This is a genomic window from Dehalococcoidia bacterium (genome assembly GCA_035310145.1).
Taxonomy (GTDB): domain Bacteria; phylum Chloroflexota; class Dehalococcoidia; order CAUJGQ01; family CAUJGQ01; genus CALFMN01.
On record DATGEL010000110.1, the window covers coordinates 1 to 23,727 of the forward strand.

Annotated in this window: 27 protein-coding genes and 1 riboswitch; of the genes, 7 read left to right on the forward strand and 20 right to left on the reverse strand. The window is 70.8% G+C overall.

Translation table 11 applies throughout. The features are described 5' to 3' along the window. Positions 1–100: 100 nt before the first annotated feature. Both VKV26_20775 and VKV26_20780 read right to left on the reverse strand, forming a co-directional pair. Complete coding sequence (locus tag VKV26_20775) at positions 101–1,018, reverse strand: neutral zinc metallopeptidase (protein ID HLZ72345.1); 918 nt, start codon at positions 1,016–1,018, stop codon at positions 101–103. Between the two features lie 112 nt (positions 1,019–1,130). Continuing rightward, a complete protein-coding gene (locus VKV26_20780) occupies positions 1,131–2,036 on the reverse strand; it encodes a universal stress protein (GenBank protein HLZ72346.1) in 906 nt (301 codons plus the stop codon). A gap of 174 nt (positions 2,037–2,210) precedes the next feature. On the opposite strand from VKV26_20780, the gene lepB reads away from it, so the two are divergent. Then, positions 2,211–2,867, forward strand: coding sequence for a signal peptidase I (gene lepB, locus VKV26_20785; GenBank protein ID HLZ72347.1), 657 nt, complete (start codon positions 2,211–2,213; stop codon positions 2,865–2,867). A 7-nt stretch (positions 2,868–2,874) separates the two neighbouring features. Here the strand turns inward: lepB and VKV26_20790 are convergent, their stop codons facing one another. The 5 genes from VKV26_20790 to VKV26_20810 all read right to left on the reverse strand — a co-directional run bounded on the left by VKV26_20790 (position 2,875) and on the right by VKV26_20810 (position 6,169). After that, on the reverse strand, positions 2,875–3,363 hold the full coding sequence (locus VKV26_20790) for a GNAT family N-acetyltransferase (protein ID HLZ72348.1): 489 nt from the start codon (positions 3,361–3,363) through the stop codon (positions 2,875–2,877). A 67-nt stretch (positions 3,364–3,430) separates the two neighbouring features. After that, positions 3,431–3,844 carry a TIGR03618 family F420-dependent PPOX class oxidoreductase gene (locus tag VKV26_20795; protein ID HLZ72349.1) on the reverse strand — a complete coding sequence of 138 codons (414 nt, stop codon included), beginning with the start codon at positions 3,842–3,844 and terminating at the stop codon, positions 3,431–3,433. 48 nt (positions 3,845–3,892) lie between these two features. After that, complete coding sequence (locus VKV26_20800; GenBank protein HLZ72350.1) at positions 3,893–4,387, reverse strand: hypothetical protein; 495 nt, start codon at positions 4,385–4,387, stop codon at positions 3,893–3,895. Between the two features lie 35 nt (positions 4,388–4,422). Continuing rightward, a complete protein-coding gene (locus VKV26_20805) occupies positions 4,423–4,971 on the reverse strand; it encodes a Uma2 family endonuclease (GenBank protein ID HLZ72351.1) in 549 nt (182 codons plus the stop codon). Positions 4,972–5,038: 67 nt separating this feature from the next. Beyond that, positions 5,039–6,169 carry a serine hydrolase domain-containing protein gene (locus VKV26_20810; GenBank protein HLZ72352.1) on the reverse strand — a complete coding sequence of 377 codons (1,131 nt, stop codon included), beginning with the start codon at positions 6,167–6,169 and terminating at the stop codon, positions 5,039–5,041. A 301-nt stretch (positions 6,170–6,470) separates the two neighbouring features. On the opposite strand from VKV26_20810, the gene VKV26_20815 reads away from it, so the two are divergent. From VKV26_20815 to VKV26_20825, 3 genes are all read left to right on the forward strand, one after another. Then, positions 6,471–6,623 carry a hypothetical protein gene (locus VKV26_20815; protein ID HLZ72353.1) on the forward strand — a complete coding sequence of 51 codons (153 nt, stop codon included), beginning with the start codon at positions 6,471–6,473 and terminating at the stop codon, positions 6,621–6,623. A 189-nt stretch (positions 6,624–6,812) separates the two neighbouring features. Continuing rightward, positions 6,813–7,685, forward strand: coding sequence for a LuxR C-terminal-related transcriptional regulator (locus tag VKV26_20820; GenBank protein ID HLZ72354.1), 873 nt, complete (start codon positions 6,813–6,815; stop codon positions 7,683–7,685). Positions 7,686–7,904: 219 nt separating this feature from the next. Further along, on the forward strand, positions 7,905–9,284 hold the full coding sequence (locus VKV26_20825) for a hypothetical protein (GenBank protein ID HLZ72355.1): 1,380 nt from the start codon (positions 7,905–7,907) through the stop codon (positions 9,282–9,284). A gap of 410 nt (positions 9,285–9,694) precedes the next feature. Here VKV26_20825 and VKV26_20830 read toward each other — a convergent pair whose 3' ends face one another. From VKV26_20830 to VKV26_20850, 5 genes are all read right to left on the reverse strand, one after another. Further along, positions 9,695–10,267, reverse strand: a complete 573-nt coding sequence (locus VKV26_20830) for a hypothetical protein (protein ID HLZ72356.1) — start codon at positions 10,265–10,267, stop codon at positions 9,695–9,697. A gap of 3 nt (positions 10,268–10,270) precedes the next feature. Then, positions 10,271–10,951, reverse strand: coding sequence for a hypothetical protein (locus VKV26_20835; GenBank protein ID HLZ72357.1), 681 nt, complete (start codon positions 10,949–10,951; stop codon positions 10,271–10,273). Positions 10,952–11,970: 1,019 nt separating this feature from the next. Continuing rightward, positions 11,971–12,441 carry a CoA transferase gene (locus VKV26_20840; GenBank protein ID HLZ72358.1) on the reverse strand — a complete coding sequence of 157 codons (471 nt, stop codon included), beginning with the start codon at positions 12,439–12,441 and terminating at the stop codon, positions 11,971–11,973. Between the two features lie 67 nt (positions 12,442–12,508). Further along, positions 12,509–13,054 (reverse strand): GNAT family N-acetyltransferase, encoded by a 546-nt coding sequence (locus VKV26_20845; GenBank protein HLZ72359.1) that lies wholly within the window; start codon positions 13,052–13,054, stop codon positions 12,509–12,511. A gap of 4 nt (positions 13,055–13,058) precedes the next feature. Then, entirely contained in the window at positions 13,059–14,891 is a 1,833-nt protein-coding gene (locus VKV26_20850) for an ABC transporter substrate-binding protein (protein HLZ72360.1), read from the reverse strand. Between the two features lie 255 nt (positions 14,892–15,146). Here VKV26_20850 and VKV26_20855 point away from each other — a divergent pair, with 255 nt between their 5' ends. Next, positions 15,147–15,494 carry a hypothetical protein gene (locus tag VKV26_20855; GenBank protein HLZ72361.1) on the forward strand — a complete coding sequence of 116 codons (348 nt, stop codon included), beginning with the start codon at positions 15,147–15,149 and terminating at the stop codon, positions 15,492–15,494. On the opposite strand, the gene VKV26_20860 is transcribed toward VKV26_20855, so the two are convergent. Beyond that, the gene (locus VKV26_20860; GenBank protein ID HLZ72362.1) at positions 15,485–16,105 is read right to left on the reverse strand and encodes a methyltransferase domain-containing protein; all 621 of its coding nucleotides are present in this window, start codon (positions 16,103–16,105) and stop codon (positions 15,485–15,487) included. The two genes, VKV26_20855 and VKV26_20860, sit on opposite strands and share 10 nt — an antisense overlap. On the opposite strand from VKV26_20860, the gene VKV26_20865 reads away from it, so the two are divergent. Continuing rightward, positions 16,085–16,825: a Vms1/Ankzf1 family peptidyl-tRNA hydrolase gene (locus VKV26_20865; GenBank protein HLZ72363.1), complete on the forward strand. Its 741-nt coding sequence runs from the start codon at positions 16,085–16,087 to the stop codon at positions 16,823–16,825. The two genes, VKV26_20860 and VKV26_20865, sit on opposite strands and share 21 nt — an antisense overlap. Here VKV26_20865 and VKV26_20870 read toward each other — a convergent pair. After that, on the reverse strand, positions 16,822–17,259 hold the full coding sequence (locus tag VKV26_20870) for a cyclic nucleotide-binding domain-containing protein (protein ID HLZ72364.1): 438 nt from the start codon (positions 17,257–17,259) through the stop codon (positions 16,822–16,824). The genes VKV26_20865 and VKV26_20870 overlap by 4 nt on opposite strands. A gap of 444 nt (positions 17,260–17,703) precedes the next feature. Next, positions 17,704–18,897, reverse strand: a complete 1,194-nt coding sequence (locus VKV26_20875; protein HLZ72365.1) for a glycoside hydrolase family 18 protein — start codon at positions 18,895–18,897, stop codon at positions 17,704–17,706. 87 nt (positions 18,898–18,984) lie between these two features. Beyond that, positions 18,985–19,073, reverse strand: a riboswitch (cyclic di-GMP riboswitch). Positions 19,074–19,576: 503 nt separating this feature from the next. Between VKV26_20875 and VKV26_20880 the strand changes: the two genes are divergently transcribed. Further along, a complete protein-coding gene (locus tag VKV26_20880) occupies positions 19,577–20,566 on the forward strand; it encodes a DUF4397 domain-containing protein (protein HLZ72366.1) in 990 nt (329 codons plus the stop codon). Between the two features lie 24 nt (positions 20,567–20,590). On the opposite strand, the gene VKV26_20885 is transcribed toward VKV26_20880, so the two are convergent. Genes VKV26_20885 through VKV26_20905 form a run of 5 tightly spaced genes read right to left on the reverse strand, consistent with a single transcriptional unit; the run spans position 20,591 to position 23,727 of the window. Continuing rightward, complete coding sequence (locus VKV26_20885; GenBank protein ID HLZ72367.1) at positions 20,591–20,845, reverse strand: hypothetical protein; 255 nt, start codon at positions 20,843–20,845, stop codon at positions 20,591–20,593. Positions 20,846–20,866: 21 nt separating this feature from the next. After that, the gene (locus VKV26_20890) at positions 20,867–21,154 is read right to left on the reverse strand and encodes a hypothetical protein (protein ID HLZ72368.1); all 288 of its coding nucleotides are present in this window, start codon (positions 21,152–21,154) and stop codon (positions 20,867–20,869) included. 25 nt (positions 21,155–21,179) lie between these two features. Further along, positions 21,180–22,304: an amidohydrolase family protein gene (locus tag VKV26_20895; protein ID HLZ72369.1), complete on the reverse strand. Its 1,125-nt coding sequence runs from the start codon at positions 22,302–22,304 to the stop codon at positions 21,180–21,182. 17 nt (positions 22,305–22,321) lie between these two features. After that, positions 22,322–22,738: a DinB family protein gene (locus VKV26_20900; GenBank protein HLZ72370.1), complete on the reverse strand. Its 417-nt coding sequence runs from the start codon at positions 22,736–22,738 to the stop codon at positions 22,322–22,324. After that, entirely contained in the window at positions 22,735–23,727 is a 993-nt protein-coding gene (locus VKV26_20905) for an amidohydrolase family protein (protein HLZ72371.1), read from the reverse strand. The genes VKV26_20900 and VKV26_20905 overlap by 4 nt, the downstream gene beginning before the upstream one ends.

Here is a 23,727-nt window from a genome sequence, read left to right on the forward strand (position 1 = left end):
ATGCTGCAGCACCACAACCAGGCCGACGACGACGTGCTCGAGCTGTTCGCCAGGGAGATCGCGCCGGCGCTGGCCGAGCGCTGATCAGCCGGTTAGCCGGTCAGATGTTGCCCTTGAAGGTGTCGCAGCTGTCCATGTTGCCGGACTGGTAGCCGGTGGTGAACCACTGCTGCCGCTGCGCCGAGGAGCCGTGCGTCCAGGTCTCCGGCGTCACTTTGCCCTGGAACTGCTTCTGCAGGCGGTCGTCGCCCACGGCCTGGGCGGCGTTCAAGCTGTCGGCGATATTTGCGTCGGTGAGCGGTTGCAGAAAGCCCGTCTGCGCCGCGTGGTTGGCCCAGACGCCGGCGTAGCAGTCGGCCTGCAGCTCCGTGCGCACGGACTGGCCCTCGGCGCCCTGCTGGCTCGAGCCCTGGCCGAGCACGCCGAGCAGGTCCTGCACGTGATGCCCGTACTCGTGCGCCAGCACGTAGCCCTGCGCGAACGAGCCACCCGTTGCGCCGAACTTCGTGCGCAGCTCGTCGAAGAAGCCGAGGTCGATGTACACCAGCTTGTCGACTGGGCAGTAGAACGGCCCGACGTCCTTCGAGGCTGGGCCGCAGCCGGTCTGCGTTTGGCCGCTGAAGAAGACGGTCTTGACCTTCGTGTACTCTTTGCCACGACGCTGGAACTCGTCGGTCCAGTACTTCTGCACGCTGTCCACGTAGCCGACGATGCGGCAATCTTCCTTGGTGTTGGCGTCCTGGCCGGTCTGGCACGACTGCGCGATGTTGCTGGTCGGCGCCTGGCCGTCGGTGGACTGGTTCTGCAACTGCCCCAGCCCGCCGCCCAACGACGTGCCGCCGCCCGGCAGATTGACGCCGAGCAGCACGGCGATGATCGTGACGAGGATGCCGATCGCGCCGCCGCCGACCGTCATGCCGCCGCCCGGAATGCCGCCCAGCACCCCGCCGCCGCCGCCGGCGCCGCGTTGGTCGGACACCTCCGATGTGTCAAGCTTGGCATTTGGATCGAACGACATATCGAACCTCGATGTAAGGCTCAGATTCCGCCGCGTTGGCGCTCAGCATACTCCACCCCCCCGCCATATCGCGAGGCTCGTTGCCTCCGTGCTCATCGCCGTGGGCGGGCCGCTACGGCGCCCCTTCGCGCAGCAGCAATACCGGCAGCCCTGCTCGCACCAGGCGGTCGGCCGTGCTGCCCAGAGCCAGCCGGCGCAGCCCGCCGCGGCCGCGAGTGGTCATCACGACCAGGTCGAGCTTGCGCTGGCGCACGCAGGCGGCGATGGCATCGGCCGCGCCGCCGCGCAGCACGGCGGTCTCGCTGGCAACGCCCGCGGGCAGGCGCTGCCGCACCGCGCTCAGATACGCCTGTGCGGCGGCTGTGACCTCATCCTCGAACGTGTCGACGTTGGGCACGTACGCCGCGCCCGCCGTGAGCGCGGCCAGCCGCCAGGGCTCGGCGCGCAGCAGGACGAGCGTGGCCGTCGTCGCCCGCGCCAGTTCGGCCGCGGGCGCCAGCGCCAGCTCGGCCCGCGCCGAGCCGTCCAGCGGCACGGCCAGGGCGCGCAGCTGCGCCTGCCGTCGCCCGGCGCCGGGCGGTGCGCTGGAGAGTAACAGCGGGCCTTCGGTCAGGCGCATCACCTTGTCCGCGACGCTGCCGAGGATAAGCCGGCCCACGCCGCCACGGCCGTGCGTGGCCATGACGGTCGTGTGGACGCCGCGCCGCCGCGCGGCGCGCAGGATCTGCTCGGCCGGATCGCCGATCTGGGTGCGGACGCCGGCGACGAGTGCGTCGCCGAGCCGCTTCGCCGTCGCCTGCAGATAGCCGCGGAGCTGCCGGCGCTCAGCCGCTTCGACGTGGCGCCACTCCTGCGGCGGCAGGCCGAATGCGCCAGGGGCGGGCTCGCGCGGCACCACGCCGAGCAGCAGCAGCCGGGCGGCGTAGGCGCCCGCCAGCGCCGCCGCGTACGGCAGGGCGCCCTCTGCCAGCTCGGAGCCGTCGAGCGGGACCAGGATCAGCGCTTCGCTCGCCGCCATGCCGTGTCACCTCCGCGGCGGTCGGTCTGGCCGCCGGCGTCCCCTGCACACCGGCACGTTAGCACCGCGGTCAACCCGCCGCGGTGGTACTCTCAGTTTCGCTTAAGCTGCGGCACGGCATGATGGATACTGAGAAGGAGCGGCGCGCCGGCACGGGCGCCGCGCGAGGAGAGCATGACCACGGACAGCCACGAGCCGGCCTCCGACCTGACGGCCGGCCAGAAGTCGGCGTTCGCCGAAGCAGCCTATGCAGAGTTGACCTCTTTGGAGCCGCCGCTGGACTCCGCGCCGGCCGCGATGCCGCGGACGCCCCGACGCAGCCGCCTCTGGCCCGTGCTGCGTGAGACGCTGCTCAGCGTCGCGATCGTCGCCGTGATCTTCGTCGGTACGCGCGAAGTGGCGCAGGGCCGCGAGGTGCTCGGTCCCAGCATGCAGCCCACCTTTCATCAGGGGCAGCGCATCTTCATTACCAAATATCTCGTCGGCAGTCCCGCACACGGCGACGTCGTCGTCTTCAAGCCGCCGGTGCAAAGCCCGGACGACTACATCAAGCGCGTGATCGGCGTGCCCGGTGACCACGTCGTGGTGGCGCACGGCACGGTGAGCGTCAATGGCCAGGCGCTCAGCGAAAGCTACGTGCACGGCCAGACCACGACCTGCGGCGGACAGTACTGCGACGTGACGCTGGGGGCGAATCAGTACTACGTGCTGGGCGACAACCGCGGCAACAGCGCCGATTCGCGCTTCTGGGGGCCGGTGAGCGGCGACAATATCAAGGGCAAGGCGTGGCTGCGCTTCTACCCGCTGGATGAGTTCAAGTTTGCCCCGTAGCCGCTGATCAGAGCGCCACGGACAGCTCGATCTCGTCGTGGATGGGAATGCCGCCGTGGCCCGTCAGCGGGATCTCGGGCTTCAGCCGCCGCGCCTCGTCCACCGCGCCGATGCGCACCGCGGCGATGCGCATGCCGAGTCGCTGGTAGAAGCGCAGCGCGTGTGTGTTGTCGTTGGTGGTGATCAGCCAGAGGCGATGGCAGGCGTGGGCGCGGGCGTGCTCGATCGCGGCGTGCATGAGCGCCGCGCCGAGACCGGAGCCGGGCTCCTCGCTGTTCAGGGTTACGACTTCGCACTCGTCGCCTTCGCGGTAGAGGGTTACCAGACCGGCGATCTCGCCGCGCGCTTCCGCCAGATACCCCTCCAGCTCGGCCGGCCGGTGCGTCTTCCCGCGCGAGACGATCACCGGCGCACCCCACCAGCGCGCGATCAGCGCCTCGATGCGCTCGCGGTCGCCCGGCTCGGTGGGCCGCAGGCGCTCCTGCCAGCTGCTCATGCCTCCACCTTTCGCGCCGGCGCCGACGCCCGCGCGGCCCGGCGACCATCCCCAGCGTAGCCGAAGCTCACGGCGCCAGCGAGCGGATGCGCCGCGGCGTAATCTCGATCACGACCCATTGCTCCGGCGTCCGGCCCCACTCGGCCAGCACCTTCGCCGCTTGCCCGGCCCGGTAATAGCGCGGCGCCAGCCGTTGCGCCAGTGCCCAGCCGCCGTCCAGGACCGCGGCCGTGCCCTCGATCGTGACCCAGGCTTCGGGCACGCCGGCCGGCTCGGCCACGCAGAGCGCCACCCGCGCGTTCGCCTGCACGCGGTGGATCTTCTCCGAGCCGCGCCCGGTGAAGATCCGCGCCCGCTCGCCCTCCCACTCGAACCAGACCGGCACGGCCGCCGGGGCGCCGTCGTCGTACAGCGTGATCAGCATGGCGATGCGCGGCTGGCGCAAAAAGGCGTCGCGCTGCGCGGGGGTCATGGCGGCCATTCGCGGCGGTCTCCTTCCCAGTCGTCTTGCGCCCGCCCGCGGGCATGCTCAGCCCGTGTGCGGGCGTGGGTTCGCCGGTCCGCTGCCCGCGGGCGGCGCCACTGGTGTTGACCGGTCGTTCGGCGCGCGCTGCGCGGGCGACGCGGGATGTATAAAGCCGATCGTGTTGCGCTTGACCGGCTGCTCGATCGCGCGGATGCGCACCTCGAGCTCGACGTGGTTCATGTGTACGACGAAGCTGCAGGGGTTGCCGTCCACATCCAGGCCGTAGATCACGATGATGTTCGGATTGATGTAGCCGAGCTGCGTCACGAGGATCGGCCCGCCGCCGGCGCTGAAGAAGTAAATCTCGAGCTGCTGGCCGGTCTGCAGATGCTGAAAGACGCTCTCGATGTACTCACGCAGCCGATCGTAGAAGGCGTCGGCCAGGTTCTGGTCGTGCAGCGGCTTGCCCAGGTCAGGCAGCTCGCGGTGCGCGGCCAGCGGCGCCCAGCATTCCGGTGTCTCGATCTGGCTCAGGTCGGGAAAGTTGCTGGTGGTCACGAGCGGCGGGCCTCCGTGGCGCAGGAGTGGATGGCTCAGGCGAAGAGCGCGGCCACCGGCGTGCTGAAGCCGGGAAGGACTGGATCGCCTGTCAGCGCGTCACCGACGCGGTAGATCCGTTGCGTGTCCGATCCTGAGCTGACAACCACGGTGCGCGACTCCGGGTACGCGACCCAAACCAAGCGCACCCCCGCGTTCAGCCACTCGTCGGTCTTCTGCTGAATCTCGCCCGCGCGGTCACCCGGCGAGACGATCTCGACGACAAAATCAGGGATGATCTCCAGATAGCCGGACGGCGGCCGGTCGCCGGGTAATCGGCCCTTCGCAAAGAAGCAGAGATCCGGTGCCCGGATGCGGTCGGGCCTGCGCCCCAGGATAATGCCTGTGTCGCCCGGCAGCACTACGCCGAGATCGTTCGCCTCCACATACGTCGTGAGGCGCACGTCGAAGCGGTTCATCACCCAGTTGTGTTCCCCACCGGCAGGCGGCATCGGCACTACCTCCCCGTCGAGCAGTTCCCAGCGGCCCGGCGGCGGGTTCGCTTCGACGTCTTTGATCGTGACGAGCGTCTTTTCGGTGGTCATGGCGGCCTCTCCGGCGGAACGCGGCGTGCCTTGCGCCTTCAGTGTACGGCGCTGCGTCGCGAGCGTCTCAGGCGATGCGGTCGGCCAGGCGGTTGTTCATGCGCAGCCAGCGCGGTTGCGCCGCCCGGCCGCCCAGGAAATCGAAGATCGCGCCGGCCTGGGCGCCGTCGAGGATGCGGAACCGGCGCGGGCCAATCGGCCGCGCCTGCGCCGGCGCGACGGGCGAGCGCGTGCCGGTGAAGGGGTTGAGCCGGTCCTCCTCGATGCGCAGGCCGCCGCTTGCAACGCTGAGCGTGTAGCGCGCCAGCGGGCCGTCGTAGCTTCCCGCCAGCGGCGCCAGCTCGGCCTCAGCAAGCGCGATCTCGCGCGGCTCGCGTCGGCGCAGACCGAGGCAGCGATCGAGCAACCATGCCTCGATCGCGCGGATCACGGCGCCGCCCTGGTTGCCGTTGGAAAGTGCGGCGAAGGCGAAGCCGTGCTCAGGCAGCAGCGAGAGTTGCGCCTGGAAGCCGTTGGTGACGCCGCCGTGCCCAACCCAGGCCGCGCCGCCGTCCATACTGTCCAGCGACCAGCCCAGCCCCCAGTGTGGCGGCTCCGTCGCCTCCACCAGCGGCGTCTGCATCAGCCGCACGCTCTCCGGCGAGAGCACGCGGCGACCGTCGTCGCTCGCGCCGTCGCCCAGGTGCGGTGCGGCGAAGCGCAGCAGGTCCCCGACACACGACGTCACGCCGCCCTGCGGCGCACGGCAGCGCGCCCGCGCCCAGACGTGGGCGACCTCGTTTGTGCCATCGGGCAGCAGGTTGTGGCCGGCGGCGAGCGGGAAGGTGATCGCCTCATCGGCGAAGTAGAAGCTGTGCTCCATGCCGAGCGGCGCGAACACGCGCGCACGCACGGCCGTCTCGAACGGCTGGCCGAGCACGACCTCGGCGATGCGTCCGGCGAGCTGGAAGCCGAGGTTGCAGTAGGCCCAGACCGCGCCGGGCGGCGCGTACTGGCGCAGCGTGCCGAAGCCGGCGACGGCCCGCGCCAGGGCGCCCGCGTCCGCGCCGTGATCCTCGAAGCGGTCGCCGAAGAAGCCGCCGGTGTGGGTAAGCAGATGGCGCAGGGTCAGCGTGCGCCACCACCGCCAGTTCGTCGAGCAGGTTTTGCACGGCCACCATCGCGCCGCCGCCTCGGCTGGCTGATCTGCGGCGCTCATCGTAGCAGCGGGCCGCGGTGAGGCGCCCATGCTGCCGGAGGTAGAAAGACCAGGCCCCACGTTCCACATCGTCTCAGATGGCACATGCGCCGCGCCGGCGGCCACTCCGCAACCGGGACAGCGCCCCAGGCAGCGTATCCTGGCTGCAAAATGCACGATCGCGGCGGCCCGTGCGCATCGCCGGCGTGGCGTTGCTGCTGCCTGGCAGCGATGAGCCACCGCTGCTCGATCGGTTTGTGCGGGCGTTCCCAGACGGCTGGGAGCGGGAGCAGCCGGTTCGCCACGGCCGACCCCAGCACAGATGCATGCCGCCGGATTGCCCACCGCCGGCCCGCTCATCTTCACGTTGCTGATGGTGGCCGTGATCTGGCTGGGGTTGGCACTTTCGGCGCGGCTCGACCCGGCGCTCTGGATTCGCCGGCGCTCCGGCCCCGGCTGGACGCTCAACCTCTAGCACCGCCGTAGCGGGGTCTTTCTTGCGCTGATCGTGGGCTGGCTGGCGCTGGCGCTGTTCGGCCCTGGCCACCCCGACGCGCCGGGCATGCGCTCGTTGATGCAGGCGCTCGCTCGGCTCTGACGCCGCCGCGAATCGTCAATCACTCCCCGCCGCCGGGCGGCTGCCGCTCACGGCGAGCGCACATTCATGCTGACCGAACGGCCGCGATTCAAGCGCAGCCCTGCGGCTGGCGCTGGCGGATTCGCCGTGTCTTGCCCATTCCGTTACCCGATTTTCTTGACGCGCGGCATATTCGCTGTGCTGAATGTGTTGGTTGGAGTTAGTCGTTTGTACGGTGGCCACGTTCACTGCTCGGCGATAGCTGAGTGGGTAAGGGAGCGCCGTCGGCGCGCGATACCGATGCAAATGGGGCAACACCGGCTGTTCTTAATCGGGGCCGATTCGTTGGCCTGGGACGGACTCCGCACGATCGTGAGCCGCATGCCCGACATGAAGCTCATCGGCGAGGCATTCGATCCGCGCGGCGCGGTGCATGCGGCGACGGCGGCGGCGCCGGATGCCGTGCTGCTCTGCTCGCCGCTGCAAGGGCGGCCATCATCGGGGCTGGCGCTGGACCTGAATCAGCGCCGGCCGAAGACCAGGGTCATGGTGTTGGCCGAAACGGTCGAGACCGATGAGCTGCCGGTGTACGCCTCCGCGCACGTGGCCGGCTACCTCCTTTTGAACGGCCTAAACGCCGCGGCCGTTCAGCTCTGCCTCCGCGCGGTGTTGGAGGCGAACCTGGTGGTGACGACGGCGGAGGTCGCCCGAGCCCGCGGTGAAGCCTGGCAACGGAGCGTTCCCGCGGTCGCGCAGCCGCCGCCGGCCGCGCTCAAGGAGCGCGAGCACGCCGTGCTGCGCGGCCTCGCCGCCGGCCTGGCCCGCGAGGAGATCGCCGCGGCGGAACATCTCAGCCTGCGCACCGTGGAGCGCATCGTCGCCATGCTGGAGGCGCAGTTCGAGGCGCCCTCCGCCTTCGTACTCGGGATGAAGGCCGCCTCGTTGCGCCTCGTGGGTTGAGCCTGCCCCCGGCGGTACGGGGCGCTTCCTTCATAGCGAACGTGAGCGCTGGATGACGCCCGAATCCCATCACGTACGCATGGTGGCGACCTCGCGCCAGACCGTGGCGGGTTTCCGCCAGCGTCGCACGGAAAGATGCGTACACATTGGCGGGATTCTCCGTAGGCGTGCGGAGCAGGTCAGGGCAGGATTGTTGCACGGAAGAGGGTTCGCCAGGCCATGAACAGGCTCGCCCGAGCCGGTGCGGCTTCGCTTGCGGCGCTCTGTGCGCTGGCGGGTACGGCTGCCGTGCACGCCCAGGGCCCCGGCGTGCCGCTGCCGAGCCAGCCGCTGCCCGTGCTTGCCCCACCCCCACTCGCGGCGCTCGCGGCCGCGCCTGCCGTGGCAACGGTGCTCGCGCCGATGGCCGGGGCCGCGCCGGTACCGGCAATCGGCGCCACCACGACGCCTGCTGTGACCGTTTACCTAGCGCCGCCGGTGGCGCTGCCGCCAGCCGTACGCGCCAGTGCGCCGCCCGTTTCGGTACCGCCGCTACCCGCGGCCGCGCCGCTCGCACAGGGCGCCACCGCGGCCGTCTCCCAGGCGCTTCAGACCGGCGTAACCGCCGCGACGCCGCTACAGGCCGTGGCCGCACCGGTCGCAAACGCGGTGACGACGGTCGTACCGGCTGCGGCGCCGCTGCTGCAGCCCCTACAGCCCGTGCTCAACCACCCGGTGGAGACGATCCGGCCGACGGTGTTCGGCGCCGTAGACACAGTGGACGCGGTCATCGCGCCGATCGTCACGGCCGTCGGCGGCGCGCCGCCGCTCCCACCCCCACCGCCCGTCGCCGCTCCGCCGGCAACGCCGCCCCTCACGGCGCCGATCGTCGCCCCACCGGCGGCCACCGAGCCACCGGCGCTGGCCACGGCGCAGCCGCCGAGCGGCGCCCGCTTCCTGCCCGATAGCGCCGCGCCGGGGCCGCAGGCGCAAGCCGTCACGCCCGTGCCGGTAGCGGCCACCGCGGCCGCGACCGACGATCCGCCAACGCTGCCGGTCGCCGATCCGGTGGCCTCGACGGCGCCAGTGACGTCGGTTGCCGCGCCGCCCGCTGCGCCGGCCGTCGCACAGCCCGCCCTGGTCGTGCCGCCGCCTTCGATCGCGCCGGCGGCCGCCGAGCCGGACACGGTGAGCAGCGACGACGATGGCGCTGCCCGGCCGGGCGGAAGCGTCCCATCCGCGGCGAACGGCGCCCATGCCTCGGTGGCTGGGCTGGCCGGCGGCGCTCATCCCACCGTGCACGTCAGCACGCAAGCCTTCGGCGTCACCGCCGCGCCTGCGAGCCTCCCCTCGGAGGCGACGTCCGCGACGGCTTCGCAGGCGGCGCTGCATCCGATGGCACTCATTCCGGCGTCGCCGGCGGGGAACGCCGCGGGCAGCGCAGGCACGCCACTTGCGGGCGCAGGCGGAGCGGTCGGCCACGCGCCGGGCGGAACCGCCGCGGCCGCCCTGGTGGGACTGCTTGCGATCGCCGCTCTGGCAGCCTTTCTCGATAGCGTGTTCCGGGCGCTGCGGCGCCCCTTCTCGCTGGTGTATGCGCCCCTGACTCCTCCTGGCTGAGACTCTCCGGCGTCCTTTCACCCATGGGCAAAGTGCGCGGCGGCGCGGTCAGATCCGCCCGCCACAGAATGCGCCGCGCTCTTTCCGGGTGCCGGGACGCCGCCCCATCTCCCGCAACGTGACGATGGGATGTGCCCCGCCCTCGCGGCGGTGGCAGGGAGGATCGCGGTGCATTGCAAACGGTGGATCCGCGCGGCGGCCGCAGCGGCTACCGGCGGAATCCTGGGAATCGGCCTGCTCGCGGCGGCGCCACAGCTGGCGTCCGCGGCGTGCGGTTCGGCGCTCGTGGCGGTCTGCCCGCCGCAGTCAGTGAACGCCACGCCGGGGCAGACGGCGGGCGCCCTCGGCGTAACCATCTCGGTGAACCTCAGCGCCGGACAACCCGGCGCCGCCCCGGCCGCCGCGCCCGCTCAGGCAAGTGCGCAGATCGCGGCGCCCGTCGTGCCGGCGAGCGCCTCCGTGACCGCGCACTTACCGGCCGCTACGGTGTCACAGCCCCCGGCGGCGGCGGCGGTCGCGCAGGCCTCGGCGGGACCCAGCACCGCCGCGACCGGTGGTGGCTCCAGCGGTGCGGCGGCTCCGGCGCCGCTGCTCAGCCCGGTGGTGCAGGCGCCGATCAACGCCTGTGTGCCGGTGGCCGTGGCGGTGGGCGGTGGCAGCGCGGCGAGTTGCGCCGGCGCGGCCGGCGGCGCCAGCGCCGAGGCAAGCCCCAACACGGCCCCCGCGGTTGCGCCGGCCGTGCAGGCGCCGATCAATGCCTGCATCCCGGCGGCAGTGGCGCTGAGCGGCAGCAGCGCAGCAGGCTGTGCGGCTGGCGGCAGTAGCGCCATCAGCAGCGGCACGGCCGGAACGAACGGCGCAAGCCTGCTCACCCCCGTGGTGCAGGCGCCGGTGAACGGCTGCGCTCCGGTCGCCGTCGGTGCGCTGGGCGGTACCGCCGGCAGCGGCTGCCAGGCGAGCGGTGGCGCGGCGGCGACCGCCACCGGTCAATCGGGCAGCGTGCCAGCACCGATTGACACCGTGGTACAGGCGCCCGTCAACGCATGCCTGCCCGTAGCGGCTGGCGTCGCCGGTGGCAGCGGCGCAGCCGCCTGCTCGACCGGCGGCGCTCGTTCCGCTGGAAGCGGCCCGAGCGGCGCAGCGCTGATCGGCGGAGTGGCGCAGGTTCCCGTCAACGGGTGTGCGCCGCTGGCGGCCGGCGCGCTGAACGGCAGCGCCGCTGCGTCCTGCTCGGCCTCCGCCGGCGCGCAGGCCACGAGCAGCGGCAACGGCGGCCTGATCGCTCCGGTTGTGCAGGCGCCGGTGAATGGCTGCGCCCCGGTCGCCGCGGGTGCGCTGAATGGGACGGGCTCGGCGGCATGCTCGGCGAGCGCCGCCTCCGGCGCCAGCGCCACGAACGACGGCAGCGGCGCCCCGGCGGGCCTGGCGCCGTCCGTGCAGGCGCCGGTCAACGGCTGCGTTCCCGTGGCGGCCGCCCTGGTCAGCAGCGGCGCTTCGGCCGGCTGCGCCACGGGCGGCAGCAGCGCCACGGGCAGCGGCAGCGACGGAGAGCTCGGCGAAGGGCTGCTGCCTCTCGTGCAGGCGCCGGTTTCGCTCTGCGTTCCGGCCGCCGTGGGCTTGCTCGGCGGTGCCAGCTCCACGAGTTGCGCCGCCGCGACGAGCACCACACCACCCCCCGACGACAATCCGCCGCCTGGTGGTAGCACCCCACCCGGCAGCACCACGCCTCCGGGCAGCAATCCGCCCCCGGGCGAAACCATGCCGCCCGGCAGCACGACGCCGCCGAGCGAAACGGTGCTCCCGACTGTGCCGCCGCCGCCGGCGCCCATCGCGTCAATACCGGCGCTGCCTCCTGTCGGTGCGTCCTCTCCATCGTCGCCCGTAGCGTTTGCCGCCGCGGCAAGCGCACCAGCGACGAACGGCGGCGCTGCGGCGACGAATGGCGCCGGGATCGCGCCTCCGAGCCCGGGCCTGCCGGCTGCGCCCGCGTCGCCTGGACCGATGTTCGTGATCGGAGCGGCAGCTGGTGGCGCATCCGGTGGTGGCATCGCGCTGCCGGCAACGCGGGCGCAGCCGCATACAGCACCCGCCTCGCTCCGTCTGCCAAACGCCGGTACGGGCGGGCTGCTCCACCGGCAGCAGAATCGGCGTGCCGCGGTGCTTTACGCCCTGCTGCTGTCTGCCTGCTGCCTGGCGCTTGGCGGTCTCTCCCTGCTGCGGATGCGGCGCACCTAAAGCCGTCGCGGCCCGCGGCGCCGGTCCCGCACCGGCGCCGCGGGCCGTCCACCGCGTCGTTGATCTGCGACTCCGGACATGCTACGGGCGGCCCTCCCGACAGCGCCGTGCCCGCACGGGCGCCGCCAATCCACCGCGCACCGCAGGCGCCCCGCCCCCAGCACAGTACTCGCCATCGCAGCTCGTGAACGAGGTATGGCGATGTCCAGGCTCTCACACCCATTTTCCCGGTGGGAAGCGCGACGGTGGCAGCTTGCAACCGCACTCGTGGCAGCGGCCACCCTGCTGCTTCCGCTGCACGCCGTCACCGTATGCAACATGCGCGCCGAATCGCCGCCGACGCCGCGCCGCATCGTCGGTTACGTTCCCGCCTAAGTAGGGTTGCAAAAGTTCTTGGCAGTTTGTCGACCACGGGCCAGCATCGCTCAGGCCGCGGCGGGGCACCAAGAACTTATGTACACTTACTTCGGAACGCGGCAACGGCTACCGTTCCGACCAGATCGACTTCGGCGTGGTGAACACCGTTGCCCATTTCGCTATCCCGCCACGCCGCGATGGCACCCTGGCGCCGCCCGTCTGGGGACCTTTCCCCGATCCGGCGTCGGCGGCAGCCGCGCACACGGAGGGCGAGTCGAGCGTGCTCGTCGTCGGCGACGACCGGCCGGAGACCGCACAGAGCTTCGCCGCGGTCGTGCAGCCGGCGCTGCGCCCGGCGTTCGTCGCCGCGGTGGCCGCGCTGGTCGCCGCGGATGGCTACGACGGCGTGCACGAAGGGCGCCAGCGTGCGCAGGCGGCTGCCGCCCGGCGGCTCGACCGCGATCAGCTCGGCGCCGGCGTCGGCCAGCAGCTTGCCGCAGTAGGCCGCGCCCGGTGCATTCGCCAGCTCGACCACGCGCAGATCCGTCAGCAGCCCCGTCGCCATCGCCCCCTCCCGCTCCGCGCGAGCGTCCGGCGCCTACGGTACACCAGGGGCAGCTTCGGCGCCTCCGTCAGCGGTCGTGCAGCGCCTCGGCCCGCGTGATCCGCATCAGGTATTCCGGTTCGGCTTCGCCAGGCACGCGCACGCTCTTCAGATAGCGGAAGCCCGCCTTCTCGTAGGCACGGATGGCGCTCGCGTTCGACGCCGCCGGTCCGATGATGCAGGCCTCCGCCCCCGCGCGGGCGAAGACCACATCGCGCAGGAAGCGGCGCAGAACCAGCGCCCCCAGGCCGCGGTGCACATGCTCGGCCTCGCCGATGAACAGATCCACACCGGCCGCGCCGCGCTCGACTTCAACCGCCGCGGCGTATTCGGGATGGTCGTCGATCAGATAGGTCTGGATGAAGCCGGCCGGCTCGCCCGCAAGCAGGATCGCGTAACACTGCGTCGGCCCGGAATCGGTGATACGCGGCAGATACTCCGCTTCCACCGCGGCAAGCGACGGCGCCGCATCCCACCAGCGCGCCACGTGCGGCGTGTTGATCCAGCGGTACATCCTCGGAAGATCGTCGGCTTGAAGCGGACGAAAGGCGATCTGCTCCGCGTTCACCGCCATTCGCCTACTTGTTGTTCACCGACATATTGGCGTACTGCTCCGTGCCGAAGTTGTAGTTGTCGACCACGAAGAAGTTCTGCACCCAGGGCTGCTGGAACGAATACGCCTTCGTGTAGATGATCGGCGGGTAGTACATCTTGTCCGCGTGCGCCCGCTGCACGTCGTAGACCTCTTGCAGGCGCTTGCTCTCGTCCAGCTCGACCTGCTGCTTCTTCACCAGCGCCGTCAGGTCCGCGTCGTCCACAAACTCGGCGTTGCGGTTGCCGTCCTTCGTCAACATGCCCGTCAGGAAGTCGTCCGGATCGGTGAACGGCGTCTGCAAGGCGTAGCCGATGCTGTTCGGCGGCAGGCCCTGGAAGGCGTAGCCGTGCGCCGGGTCGATCCAGTCCTTCAGGTAGTCCACCGTCACGACCTGAAGCCTGAAGCCGGCGTCGGCGAGCATGCCGCGAATCGCGTCGGCCGTCGCGTTGTAGAGGTCGCCGTAGGCGTTGTTCGGATAGATGTACTTCAACTGGGTGTCGGCGTGGCCGGCGGCGGCGATTAGCTGCTTCGCCTGCTGCGGGTCGTGCTTGAACCACTTCGCCGACTCGCCGATCTCCTTGCCCTGCGGGTCCAGGTACCACTTGCCCAGGCCGGGATTGATCAGGTTGTCCCAGACGCCGCGGCCGCTGTAGATCGCGTCGATCAGCGCCTGCCGGTCGACGGCGAGCGAGGCCGCCTGGCGCACGCGCACGTCTTTGAAGGGGCTAGAGGCGTCGCTGACGTTGGTGAAGAAGAGCAGCGACATGCCGTCGGGGTCGTATTCGTCCACGTGCGCCTTTGGCACCGCCTTCTTCATGGTATCCACGTCCGCGGGCTGCACGCCGAGCACGTCGATGCGGCCGGCCTGAAACTGCGCCTCCTGCGTGGAGCTGTCGGGGATGATGTCGAGCACGGCGCCGTCGGCGTAGGGCAGCCCTTTCAGGTAGTAGTCTGGGTTCTTCTTCCAGGTGAAGGCCGTGGGCGTGGCGCCGGCGAAGATCCAGGGGCCGACGCCGATCGCCTGCTGCGACGGATCGATCTTGCCGTCCGTGGCCGCGTCTTTGGACATGATCCACAAGTATTGCGGATTGGCCAGCTTGTTGAGAAACGGCGCATAGGGCAGCTTCAGCTTCCAGACGAGCGTGCTGTCGTCGGGCGTGGTCAGGCTGTCCACGATCGGCTTGTAGACGCCGTTGTTCACGTTCTTGGCGCTGCCCGTGAAGTACTGGTAGCTGGCGTTCACATCGGCCGAGGTGAGGGCACGCGACAGCGGCGGCTGGAAGTTTACCCCCTGCCGCAGCTTCATCGTGTAGGTCAGGCCGTCCGGCGAGACCTCGTAGCCCTGGACAAGATCCGGCACCGGCGTGCGGTTCAGGGTGATCTGCGGGTCGGCGGCGGCGGCGAAGCGGAAGAGCCGGCCGTAGTGAAAGCCGGCCAGCCACTGCGAACGGTAGGTCGTGTTCGCCACCGGATCGAGGTTCGCGGTGCCCACGATTACGCCCTGGATCGTGCCGCCGGTCTTGAGGTTTGCCTGCGCCGTGGGCAGCACGGCCGCACCGGGCGTGCCGGCGGCCGCGGCGGTGGCCGCACTGCTGCTCGCCGCCGCGCGCGTAGCGGATGCCGCGGCCGTGCCCGCACTCGTGGAGGCCGCGGGCGCGGTGGTGGCTGCACGCTTGTTGTTATTGCTGCTGCACCCCGCCAGGCCCAGCGCCGCGACGCCCGCGGCCGCCGCGCCGCCCTGCACCAGCCGGCGCCGGTTCAGCCGCCTGCCCGCCAGCCGCGGCCAGTAAGCGTCCGCATCGTACCGATCGCTCATCGCCGTCTCCTTCGCACGTGAACCGAACGCAAGACGCACACATGCAGCAGTGGCGAGGCAAGCCGAGTATACGCCCGCGCCAACGCTTCCAGCGCACGCGCCGGCCCGAAAGCGAGCGCCCTCCGCATGTGGATTCCGTCACATTCGGCCGTGACGTTGTGAACGGCATTCGGCGGATCGCCGTGCGACCGGCTATGATGCTGGCGGGAGCATGAGCGCCGCGGCGCTCGTGCCGGCGGATGTGGGGAGGGTGTGATGACGTCCCAACAGTCGGCTGCCCCGCTGGGCGGCCGCTACAAGCAAGGCGTGCCGGCCATCGACCTGTTCATCGAGCGCGGCACCGAGCGCGTCCCCTGCGACCATCGCTATCACGTGGTCGAGCGCGGCGCCGTCATCGCCAGCTTCAGCACCCTGCGCGCCGCCCGGCGCCAGTATCAGGAGCGCCTGCTGGCCGCGAACTACACGCCCACACCGGCGGAGCCGATCAGCGCCGAGGAGCGGCTGCGCAAGGAGAACCTGGAGCGCGACCTGCTGCGCTCCGCCTCGTACTGGGCCGAGTCGTACCGCTACGGCGGCGGCGGCGGCAAGCTGCGTCATCGCTGAGGCCGTCGCGGCCGGCCGTGGAAGATCGCGTTCGCGCCCACCAGGTCCAGCCGTAGCCGCTCGAAGACGCGCTCCAGCCGCGGCACGCGTCCGTCCAGATAGGCATCGGCGAACAGGTTGAAGGCCACCGTGCCGCCCGGCAGCAGCCGCGCCGCCAGCGCCCGCAGAAACGGCAGCGCCAGCACGCCGCGCGTCAGCCGGTTGCCCCGGTACAGATCGACGGCCACGTAGCCGAAGCGCGCGTCCGTGCTGTGCACGTACTGCAGCGCGTCGGCCCGCACCACCGTCAGCGGCAGTTGCGCCAGAGCAAACTCTCCCCGGGCGAGGCCGATGATCTCGGCGGAGGTGTCCACGCCGGTGATCGGCAGCGGGCCAAACCGCCGCACCAACAGGTGCGCCACCGTGCCGCCGCCCAGTCCCAGCAGCAGGGCGCTGCGCGGCCGCTGGTCGGGTATCATGGCCTGCCAGTAGCCGCTGGCCGCGTCGTCGGGGTCGACCGACTGCACCACGCCGTCCACGAGCAGCGCCCGCCGCCCGGCGCTCTCGCCGATCCACGGCGGCGGCTCAATCCGCGACGGCGGACCTTGCCGATGACCACCACGCTGAGCCACACGGACCTCACTCGCGGCCGGCTGCTGCGCCTGCTCGACGCGATCGACAGCGCGGCCGGCGAAATCGCGCTCACCGCCGCCTTGCTGCCGGGCGAGCCGCTGCCGCCGGCGGTCGCCGCAGTGCCGCACGCGGCGCTGTTGGAAGCATACCGGCAGCGTGCCGAATCCGGCGCCGTGCTCTTTCTCGGCGAGCGCCGCGGCCGGCTCGTCGTGCCGCCCTATCCGCTGCGCGCCTCGTTCTGCGAACCGGGCGGCCGCACCGCGCCGCTGCGGGACTTGCTTGCCTCGGCGCCGCGCATCGCCGCGGTGCTGTTGCGGCTGGGCGGCTGGGCGATCGGCGTCTATGACGGCGAGACGCTGGTGCAGTCGCGCAACGACACCCGCTTCGTCAAGAATCGCCATCGCAAGGGCGGTCAGAGCCAGCGCCGCTTCGACCGCATCCGCGAGAAGCAGGTGCATGAGCTGTTCGGCGGCCTCTGCGCCGCGGCCGAAGCGCAACTGGCGCCCTGGCTGGGCCGGCTGGACTACCTCGCCTACGGCGGCGATCGCCACACCGTGCAGGCGGCGCTCAAGGAGTGCCGCTTCCTGCGCGATCTGCCCTGTTCCGTGCTGCCGCGCTTCCTCAGCGTGCCCGAGCCGCGGCACGAGACGCTGGAACGGCTGCCCGTCCTGCTGAGCACGAGCCACGTCCTCACCGTGGAGGAGGCGGCGCCGGCTTAATCGAACGGCAGGGCGTCGGTGGTGGCGCGCAGGCGACTGCTCAGATAGGCGAGCATGCGCTTGGAGACCTCCGGCGAGGCCTCGACGGTTTGAAGGATCTCCCAGCGAGGGATCACCAGGCAGGTCGTCGCCTTCGTCGCCCGCACCGTGGCGGAGCGCGGCTGGTTGTCGAAGATGCTCAGCTCACCGAAGTACTGGCCGTCTTCGAGCGTGGTCACGACGCGGGCAGCGCCCTTCTCCCGCTCCTTCAGCACCTCGACGGAGCCGCGCACGATCACATAGAAGCTCTCGGACGGGTCGCCCTCGGCCACGATCGTCTCGCCCGCATCGAAGTCGCGCAGGTCGGCGTTGTGGGCGATGTCCAGCATGTACGCCCGGCCGAGCTGGCGAAAGAGGGGCACACGGGTGAGCGTGCGCTCGACGTCTGACTGCATCCTCTGCCCTCACGCCGAACGCCGCGCCCGCGGCCCCGGCAATCTGTCTCAACTATAGCATTCCCGCTTCGGCGGGCCGGAGCCGCGCGCCGTTCCCTGCCTCGCAGAGGCTCGGCTGTCCCTTCCCCTCATGTTCATGTCACGTATCAGCGGAGTCACAGGAGTCACGGGAGCAAAGGCGCGGTTCGAGGACTTTCGGGAGCTCTCGACTAGCCCTCCCTTCGTCGGGCCAGAGGAAAGGGTTCGCCAAGGAGTGTACTTGGGTGCCGGTGCGTGTTCGTCTGCTCGGCGGCGCCCCCCGTCGTTGCGGCGGGGAGCGTGGGCGCAGCGGCCGCCAGTTGCAGCGCGTCGGGGCTCACGGCGTGGTGAGCTGGCAGAATCAGCGCATCACGCTGAAGAAGCCGGCGGCGTTGCGCCGGCGCGGCCGCTCGCGCTCCCGTCGGTTCAGCGGCAGGCGCCGGCGGCATGCAGCAGCGGCTGCGAGTTCGCCACTACGTCCTGGCCCAGCCGCCAGACGATCACGCCGCCGATGGCGGCAGAGACGACATACCGGCACTTCGCCGCGATCGAGGCCGCGTCGTCGAAGGTAATCACGCCGGGGCCGTCCTGGCGCTGCAGGTAGGGTGTCTGCGTCTGCGCATTGCGCCCCTGCGTCCAGCCCCGGTTGACCAGCATGGCGATGTCCTTGTAGTCGGGCGAGCTGCCGTTCGTCGGCGCGGCCAGGGGCGCGTAGACGCCGGTCGCCTGGTCGTAGCGCTGGCCGAAGAAGGGCAGGCCGATCAACAGCTTTTCAGCCGGCACACCGCGGCCCAGGTAGTAGGCCACGCTGTCGGCGACGTTGTCCTCACCGGGACGGCCGGGGTGCAGCGCCGCGTTGTCGTCCGCGTAGTGGCTCCAGCCGGCGCCGCCCATGTCGTAGGTCATGGACGAGAACCAGGTCAGATCGGGCACGATCGCGGCCACGTCGAGCCACTGGCCGCGGTAGTCGGTCGGCGCCGCGGCCAGCGAGAGCGAGCGGTTCGGCCCGAGCGCCGCGCGCAGAGCGGCGATCAGCGCCGTAAGGTTGTCGCGGTCGGCCGCCGAGTTGGGGAACTCCCAGTCCAGGTCGACGCCGTCGTAGCCGTTGGCATCGACCAGTCGCAGCAGGTCGCTCACGAACTCCTGCCGCGTGCTCTCGTGTGCGGCCAGGCCGCTGAAGCCGGCGCGGGCCGCCTCGTCGTCGCCGCCCACGACCAGCACGATGCGCGCCCCCGCCGCGTGCGTCTTCACGATCAGGGCCGGGTCGGGGAACGGCCCCCAGTCAGGGATCTGGATCGTGCCGTCCGGTCGCGGCGTGACGGCGAAGTGCGCCACGTCTGTGACGACGTTGAAGTCGATGTCGTTTTCGCTGTAACCGCTGTTACGCGCCCAGATCGGGAAGTAGGCGACGACGTGACGCTGTACCGCGGTCTCGGCCCGTGCCGCGGCGGGCTGAGCGGAGATGGCCGCGTGCGACAGCCCACCGGCGCCGAAGGCCGCGGCACCAAGGCTGGCGGCCGCCAGCGCCGCCGCGCCGAGCAAGCGGTGCAAGGAACGGTGAGGGCGGTGCGTGCACTGAGCGCCGCGCCTGGTGAAAGCGGTGGAGCGGACCAGAGACATCGGGTTCTCGCCTCAAACGCACGAGCCGCTGCCGGGAGAGATCGGCAGCGGCTCGCACGAAGAGGGAGGACACCAGGGGTCCATGCCTTCGGCGGCCCGGCTGCCGTGGCCGCTGACGCGGCGGTAGGCCCGTGGCTTTGCGCCCCCGCCTTTCGGCGGGTTTGCCTTTTCGGGGTGATCCCCGGATACGTGCTGAACGGGGCAACGATTGCTGAAGTGTTCCACCGATAATATCGGTGCAAGATCGCGCGGGCATAGGGTTAGGAACAATTCCCGCCAAACTGTTACTGAAGTGACAGGTTCGCGACGCAGTTCCGGCAGGATGCCGCGCACGGCGCCGTACGCGGCATCCTGCCTTATCCCGGATCGCTAACCCAATCCTTGCCCGGAGCTTCTTGCCAACGATCCGCTTCCTTAAGACCTCAAAAGACCTCAAACCTCCCGAATCTCCTGACCAGCCGAAACGGGAAAGGGCCCTGGTGAGGCTGAGGCCGATCTGCGCGGCGCGTGCGGCGTCGGGCCGCGCCGCGGCGTCGGAGGCGTCGGGGGCTGTGCTATCATCGCCTCTTGAAGCCGAACGGGCGCCCGTGCCCGGCGTGACCGTCCGTTCCACCGCAGCATCGGGAGGAACCCTTTGCCACCAGCGGCGCGGCCGCACCGCCGCGGCGAGCGCGGCCGCTTGGCCTTGCTTGCGCTCGTCACCGTCCTTGGCGCTCTCTTGCCCTCCCGCCACGCGGCCGTGGCGCAGTCCAGCCCCTCGGGCCGGATCAGCTTCCTGCATCTTTCCGCCGATGCGCCCGCGCTGGACGTCTACATCGACGGCGGCCGGGCGATCACCGGCCTCGCTTTCGGCGAGACCTCGGAGTATTTCGGCCTGGCGCCGGGCGGCCACCACGTGCAGATCACGGCGTCGGGCAGGCTCGACCAGTTGCTGAGCGACACCGCGACGATCGACGCCGGCAGCAGCTACACCTGGGTGATCTCCGGCCTCGTCTCCACCTCCGATGTCACGATCGCGGTGACCCCGGACCTGCTGATCGCCCGCCACGTGCAGCTCAGCGACAACGCCGGCCTCGCCACCGACGGCCTGCCGCGGCTGCGCATCGTCAACGCCTCGCCTGGCTCCGGCAGCTTCGACGTACGGACCGACGCCGGTTTCACGCTTGCCGGCGGACTGAGCTACGGCAACGCCAGCGACTACACGGCGCTGCAGCCCGGCAGCTACACGGTGAACGTCTATCCGGCCGGCGGGCAGTCGCCGATCGCTTCGATCGGGGCGCTGGCGGTGCAGGGCCAGAACGCGTACACGCTGGTGCTGGGCGGCTTGTTGCCCGCGGTGATCGCGCCAAGCCCGGCGAACGAGGTGCAGGCCTTCACATCGGTGCGGCTCACCGATCAGAACGCGCTGCGCTCGGCGCCGCTGACGCGGGGCTGCAACCAGGTGATCTTCAACCTGCCGGTGGCAACACCGATCGTCAACATCTTGCAGCGTCTGGCCGATCCGGCGCTGGTGGCCTCGATCTGGCGCTTCGACAACAGCCTGAAGACGCTGCGCGCCGGCTACTTCAGCGATCCGGGCGCGCCGGTAGACTACGGCGCCACCAGCGCTTCGCCGGAAGCGTCGTTCATCTGCGTCAGCGCCAACACGAGCTGGAACCCGGCGTCGTAAGACCGACGGCGGCCAGCGGCTGCCTCAACCCGGTCGCGTGCCGGCCGCTGCGTTGCCGCCGTCGAGGCCGAGGATGGCGAGCACGTCGGGCAGGACCTCGCTCGCCCGCTCGCGCACCTGCGCGGCGGTCAGGTTGCCGATCGGGTGCGGCACCTGCGCGTAGCGGTAGCCGGGAAAGCCGTGGCGGCGGGCCATCATATCCGCCGTATGCACGAAGCGCGTGGTGACGATCGCCGCCGCCGGAATGCCGCGCTTCTCGAAGATCGTGCCGTCGGCCACACTGGCCGCGCTGCATGACCCTCAATCGCCCACGCCGGCGATCACCACCTGGCACTTGGCCACCAGCTCGTCCACGATCGCCGCCGGCGCCGGCAACGAAAAGCTCGGCTTAGTGCGGGCCACGACCGTTTCCAGGCCGTAACGCTCGGCCAGCAACGCCCCGAGCGCGCCGAGGATCGCGTCGGCGTTGAGCTTGGAGTTGCCGAGCAGGCCAACCGTGGCGCCGTCGAGTGTGGCGAGCCGGCGTGGCGCCAGCTCGGCGCAGCGCTCCGCGGAGTGCCCTTCGGGGCTGATCAGGATCGATGCCATCGCGTCCTCGCTCTCTCCGGCCGTCTCAGTTCAGGTCCAGATTGTAGAGCGTGATCATGTTGCCGCGCAGGAACTTCTCCTTCTCATCGAGCGGGATGTCGCCGAAGTTCTTCTGGATGAACTCCTGGCTGCGCGGCCAAGTCGAGTCGAAGTGCGGGTAGTCCGAGGCCCAGAGCAGGTTGTCGCTGCCGACCAGGTCGCGCGTGCGCACGCCGGCCACGTCGTCCTGGAAGGTGCAGTAGACCTGCCGCCGCCAGTAGTCCGTGGCCGACATCTGCATCGCCGGATAGCGGTTGCCCCAGCGGTAGTAGGCCTGGTCCAGCCGCCGGAAGGCGTTGGCGAGCCAGCCGATGTCGTTCTCGGCCGAGACGAGCTTGAGCCGCGGGTGCCGCTCCAGCACGCCACCGACGATCATCTCCATGATCGTGGTCGTGATGATGCGCGGCAGGTTCATGTAGCTGGTGATAACGTCCTGCGTCAGGCCGCTGTCTTGCGAGCCGGTGAGGATGTGCATGCAGACCGGCAGGCCCAGCTTCTCCGCCTCCGCCCAGAATGGCTCCCACGCAGGGTTGGTGTAGCGCAGCTCGGGCGGCGGGTCGGAGGAGATCAGGACGCCGCGCAGGCCGAGCTTCGCCGCCCGCTCCAGTTCTTTGAGCGCCTCGTGCACGTCGCGGATCGCGACCGAGGCGATGCCCAGCAGCCGGCGTGGGTCGTGCGACTGATACTCGGCCACCCAGTCGTTGTAGGCGCGGAAGGCGTCGCGCTGCAATTCGGCGTCGGGGTGCTGATACATGAACATGGTGATGCCGGCGAAGAGCACCTCGGCGTCCACGCCGTCGGCGTCCATGTCCCTGATCCGCTCGGCCGGGTCCCAGCCGCCGCGCCGCACGGCGGCGTAGCCGCCCCGGCCCCACTCCTCGATCTTCTCCGCCGGGATGCCGGCGCAGCCGAAGGTGGCGACCGTGGCCGGGCGGATCGGCGGCGCGTTGACGAAGTCGCCCTTCTGCCCGTTCCACTCGTGAATGATCGCGATGCGGTCGCGGAACTTCGGTGAGAGATACCGCTGCCACATGTCCACTGGCTCGAGCGTGTGCGAGTCGGCGGAAATGATGCGGATCGCTCGTTCGGCTGCGTTCTTCGTGGCCGGCATCGCTTCCTCCGCTTCCCTCAAGCCTGTCCGAGCGCCCGCTCGATCTCGTCCAGGTGGTCGCCGCGATGCGCCGTGTGCACGCGCCGCCGCGGCGGCAGTTGCGCCAGCGCCGCGGCCGGCAGCGCCGCCATCAGGCGTTCCAGCGTCGCGGCGGCGGCGATTGCCTGCTCAAGCGCCTCGCGTGGCGGCAGCGTCAGCCAGAGCGGCAGCCGTGCGGCGTTGATCGCGTCTGCCTCAGGCAACGTCCACCAGGCGGGCGGCAGACCGTGCCGTTGCCAGACCTCCAGCGCCCCGACCTGGCGTGCCTCCCAGTAGGCGAGGTGAGCCAGCTTCGCCGCCACGGTCCAACCGTCACCAAGCGGCCGGCGCAACTCTTCGTTGCTCAGCGAGGTCAGCGCCTGCAGCCGGCCCACCTGCGTCCTGGTCGCCGTCACGCTGCCTCGATCTGCAGCAGCCGCGCGGCATTGCCGCCGAGCACGGCCGCCTCAACCGCGGGCGCAAACCCAACCCGCCGCACCTCATCCACGGGGTGCGGCGGGCCGCCGCCCAGCGGGTAATCGCTGCCCAGCACCAACTTGTCGGAGCCGTACGTCGCCGCGAGGTAGCCCAGCATCGGCGGATTGTAGGCGATCGTGTCGAACCAGTACTGGTTGACGAACGATGAGGGCGGCCGGCTGATCTTCAGGCCGCGCCCGGCGCCGAGCCGGTAGCCGTTGTCGAGCCGGCCGATCAGGCTGGGAAAGGCGCCGCCCGCGTGGAAGAGCACGACGCGCAACCGCGGATGGCGCTCCAGCACGCCGCCGTAGATCAGCAGCGCCGCCGCCAGGCCGGTGTCGTAAAGATTGCCGACCAGGTTGCCGAAGTTGTAGCGGGTCAGCGCCCCACGCGGCGCCGCCTCGAAGGGGTGAATGCAGACGAGCAGATCCAGCGCCTCGGCCGCCGCCCAGAACGGTTCGAACTGCGGTTCGTCCAGCCCCTGCTCGCCCACCTTGGGCGGAATCTCCACGCCGCGCAGGCCGAGCTTGGCCACCCGCTCCAGCTCTTTGGCGGCCAGCTCCGGCGCCTGCAGCGGCGCCGAGGCCAGCGGGCGGAAATGCGCCGGATCGCGGGCGCCGACCGCGGCCAGCGCGTCGTTGTTGACCTGCGCGATCGCCAGGCCGTGCTCCGGCGCCACGTCGGGATACATGATGAACGGCACACAGGAGACGGCCTGCACGCCCACGCCCTCGGCCGCCATGTCCTGCAGGCGCACCTCGGGCCGCAGCATCTTGTCGTTGATCGGCCGCGTGGCCGTCTCCTGGATCAGGAAGAAGCGGCCGCCGTCGCGCTCGATGATGCGCGTCTCGAAGTGCTTGCCCTCGCGCTCGAGAAAGGCGACGACCTCGGGCGCGATCATGTGGTTGTGCAGGTCGATCACGGGCAC

What these genes read in the sequence shown, in the direction of transcription:
- VKV26_20775 (HLZ72345.1), bottom strand. Translation starts at nt 1,018, where the DNA reads ATGTCGTTCGATCCAAATGCCAAGCTTGACACATCGGAGGTGTCCGAC.
- VKV26_20780 (HLZ72346.1), bottom strand. Translation starts at nt 2,036, where the DNA reads ATGGCGGCGAGCGAAGCGCTGATCCTGGTCCCGCTCGACGGCTCCGAG.
- lepB (HLZ72347.1), top strand. Translation starts at nt 2,211, where the DNA reads ATGACCACGGACAGCCACGAGCCGGCCTCCGACCTGACGGCCGGCCAG.
- VKV26_20790 (HLZ72348.1), bottom strand. Translation starts at nt 3,363, where the DNA reads ATGAGCAGCTGGCAGGAGCGCCTGCGGCCCACCGAGCCGGGCGACCGC.
- VKV26_20795 (HLZ72349.1), bottom strand. Translation starts at nt 3,844, where the DNA reads ATGGCCGCCATGACCCCCGCGCAGCGCGACGCCTTTTTGCGCCAGCCG.
- VKV26_20805 (HLZ72351.1), bottom strand. Translation starts at nt 4,971, where the DNA reads ATGACCACCGAAAAGACGCTCGTCACGATCAAAGACGTCGAAGCGAAC.
- VKV26_20810 (HLZ72352.1), bottom strand. Translation starts at nt 6,169, where the DNA reads ATGAGCGCCGCAGATCAGCCAGCCGAGGCGGCGGCGCGATGGTGGCCG.
- VKV26_20815 (HLZ72353.1), top strand. Translation starts at nt 6,471, where the DNA reads ATGCATGCCGCCGGATTGCCCACCGCCGGCCCGCTCATCTTCACGTTG.
- VKV26_20820 (HLZ72354.1), top strand. Translation starts at nt 6,813, where the DNA reads ATGCTGACCGAACGGCCGCGATTCAAGCGCAGCCCTGCGGCTGGCGCT.
- VKV26_20825 (HLZ72355.1), top strand. Translation starts at nt 7,905, where the DNA reads ATGAACAGGCTCGCCCGAGCCGGTGCGGCTTCGCTTGCGGCGCTCTGT.
- VKV26_20840 (HLZ72358.1), bottom strand. Translation starts at nt 12,441, where the DNA reads ATGGCGACGGGGCTGCTGACGGATCTGCGCGTGGTCGAGCTGGCGAAT.
- VKV26_20845 (HLZ72359.1), bottom strand. Translation starts at nt 13,054, where the DNA reads ATGGCGGTGAACGCGGAGCAGATCGCCTTTCGTCCGCTTCAAGCCGAC.
- VKV26_20850 (HLZ72360.1), bottom strand. Translation starts at nt 14,891, where the DNA reads ATGAGCGATCGGTACGATGCGGACGCTTACTGGCCGCGGCTGGCGGGC.
- VKV26_20855 (HLZ72361.1), top strand. Translation starts at nt 15,147, where the DNA reads ATGACGTCCCAACAGTCGGCTGCCCCGCTGGGCGGCCGCTACAAGCAA.
- VKV26_20865 (HLZ72363.1), top strand. Translation starts at nt 16,085, where the DNA reads ATGACCACCACGCTGAGCCACACGGACCTCACTCGCGGCCGGCTGCTG.
- VKV26_20870 (HLZ72364.1), bottom strand. Translation starts at nt 17,259, where the DNA reads ATGCAGTCAGACGTCGAGCGCACGCTCACCCGTGTGCCCCTCTTTCGC.
- VKV26_20875 (HLZ72365.1), bottom strand. Translation starts at nt 18,897, where the DNA reads ATGTCTCTGGTCCGCTCCACCGCTTTCACCAGGCGCGGCGCTCAGTGC.
- VKV26_20890 (HLZ72368.1), bottom strand. Translation starts at nt 21,154, where the DNA reads ATGGCATCGATCCTGATCAGCCCCGAAGGGCACTCCGCGGAGCGCTGC.
- VKV26_20895 (HLZ72369.1), bottom strand. Translation starts at nt 22,304, where the DNA reads ATGCCGGCCACGAAGAACGCAGCCGAACGAGCGATCCGCATCATTTCC.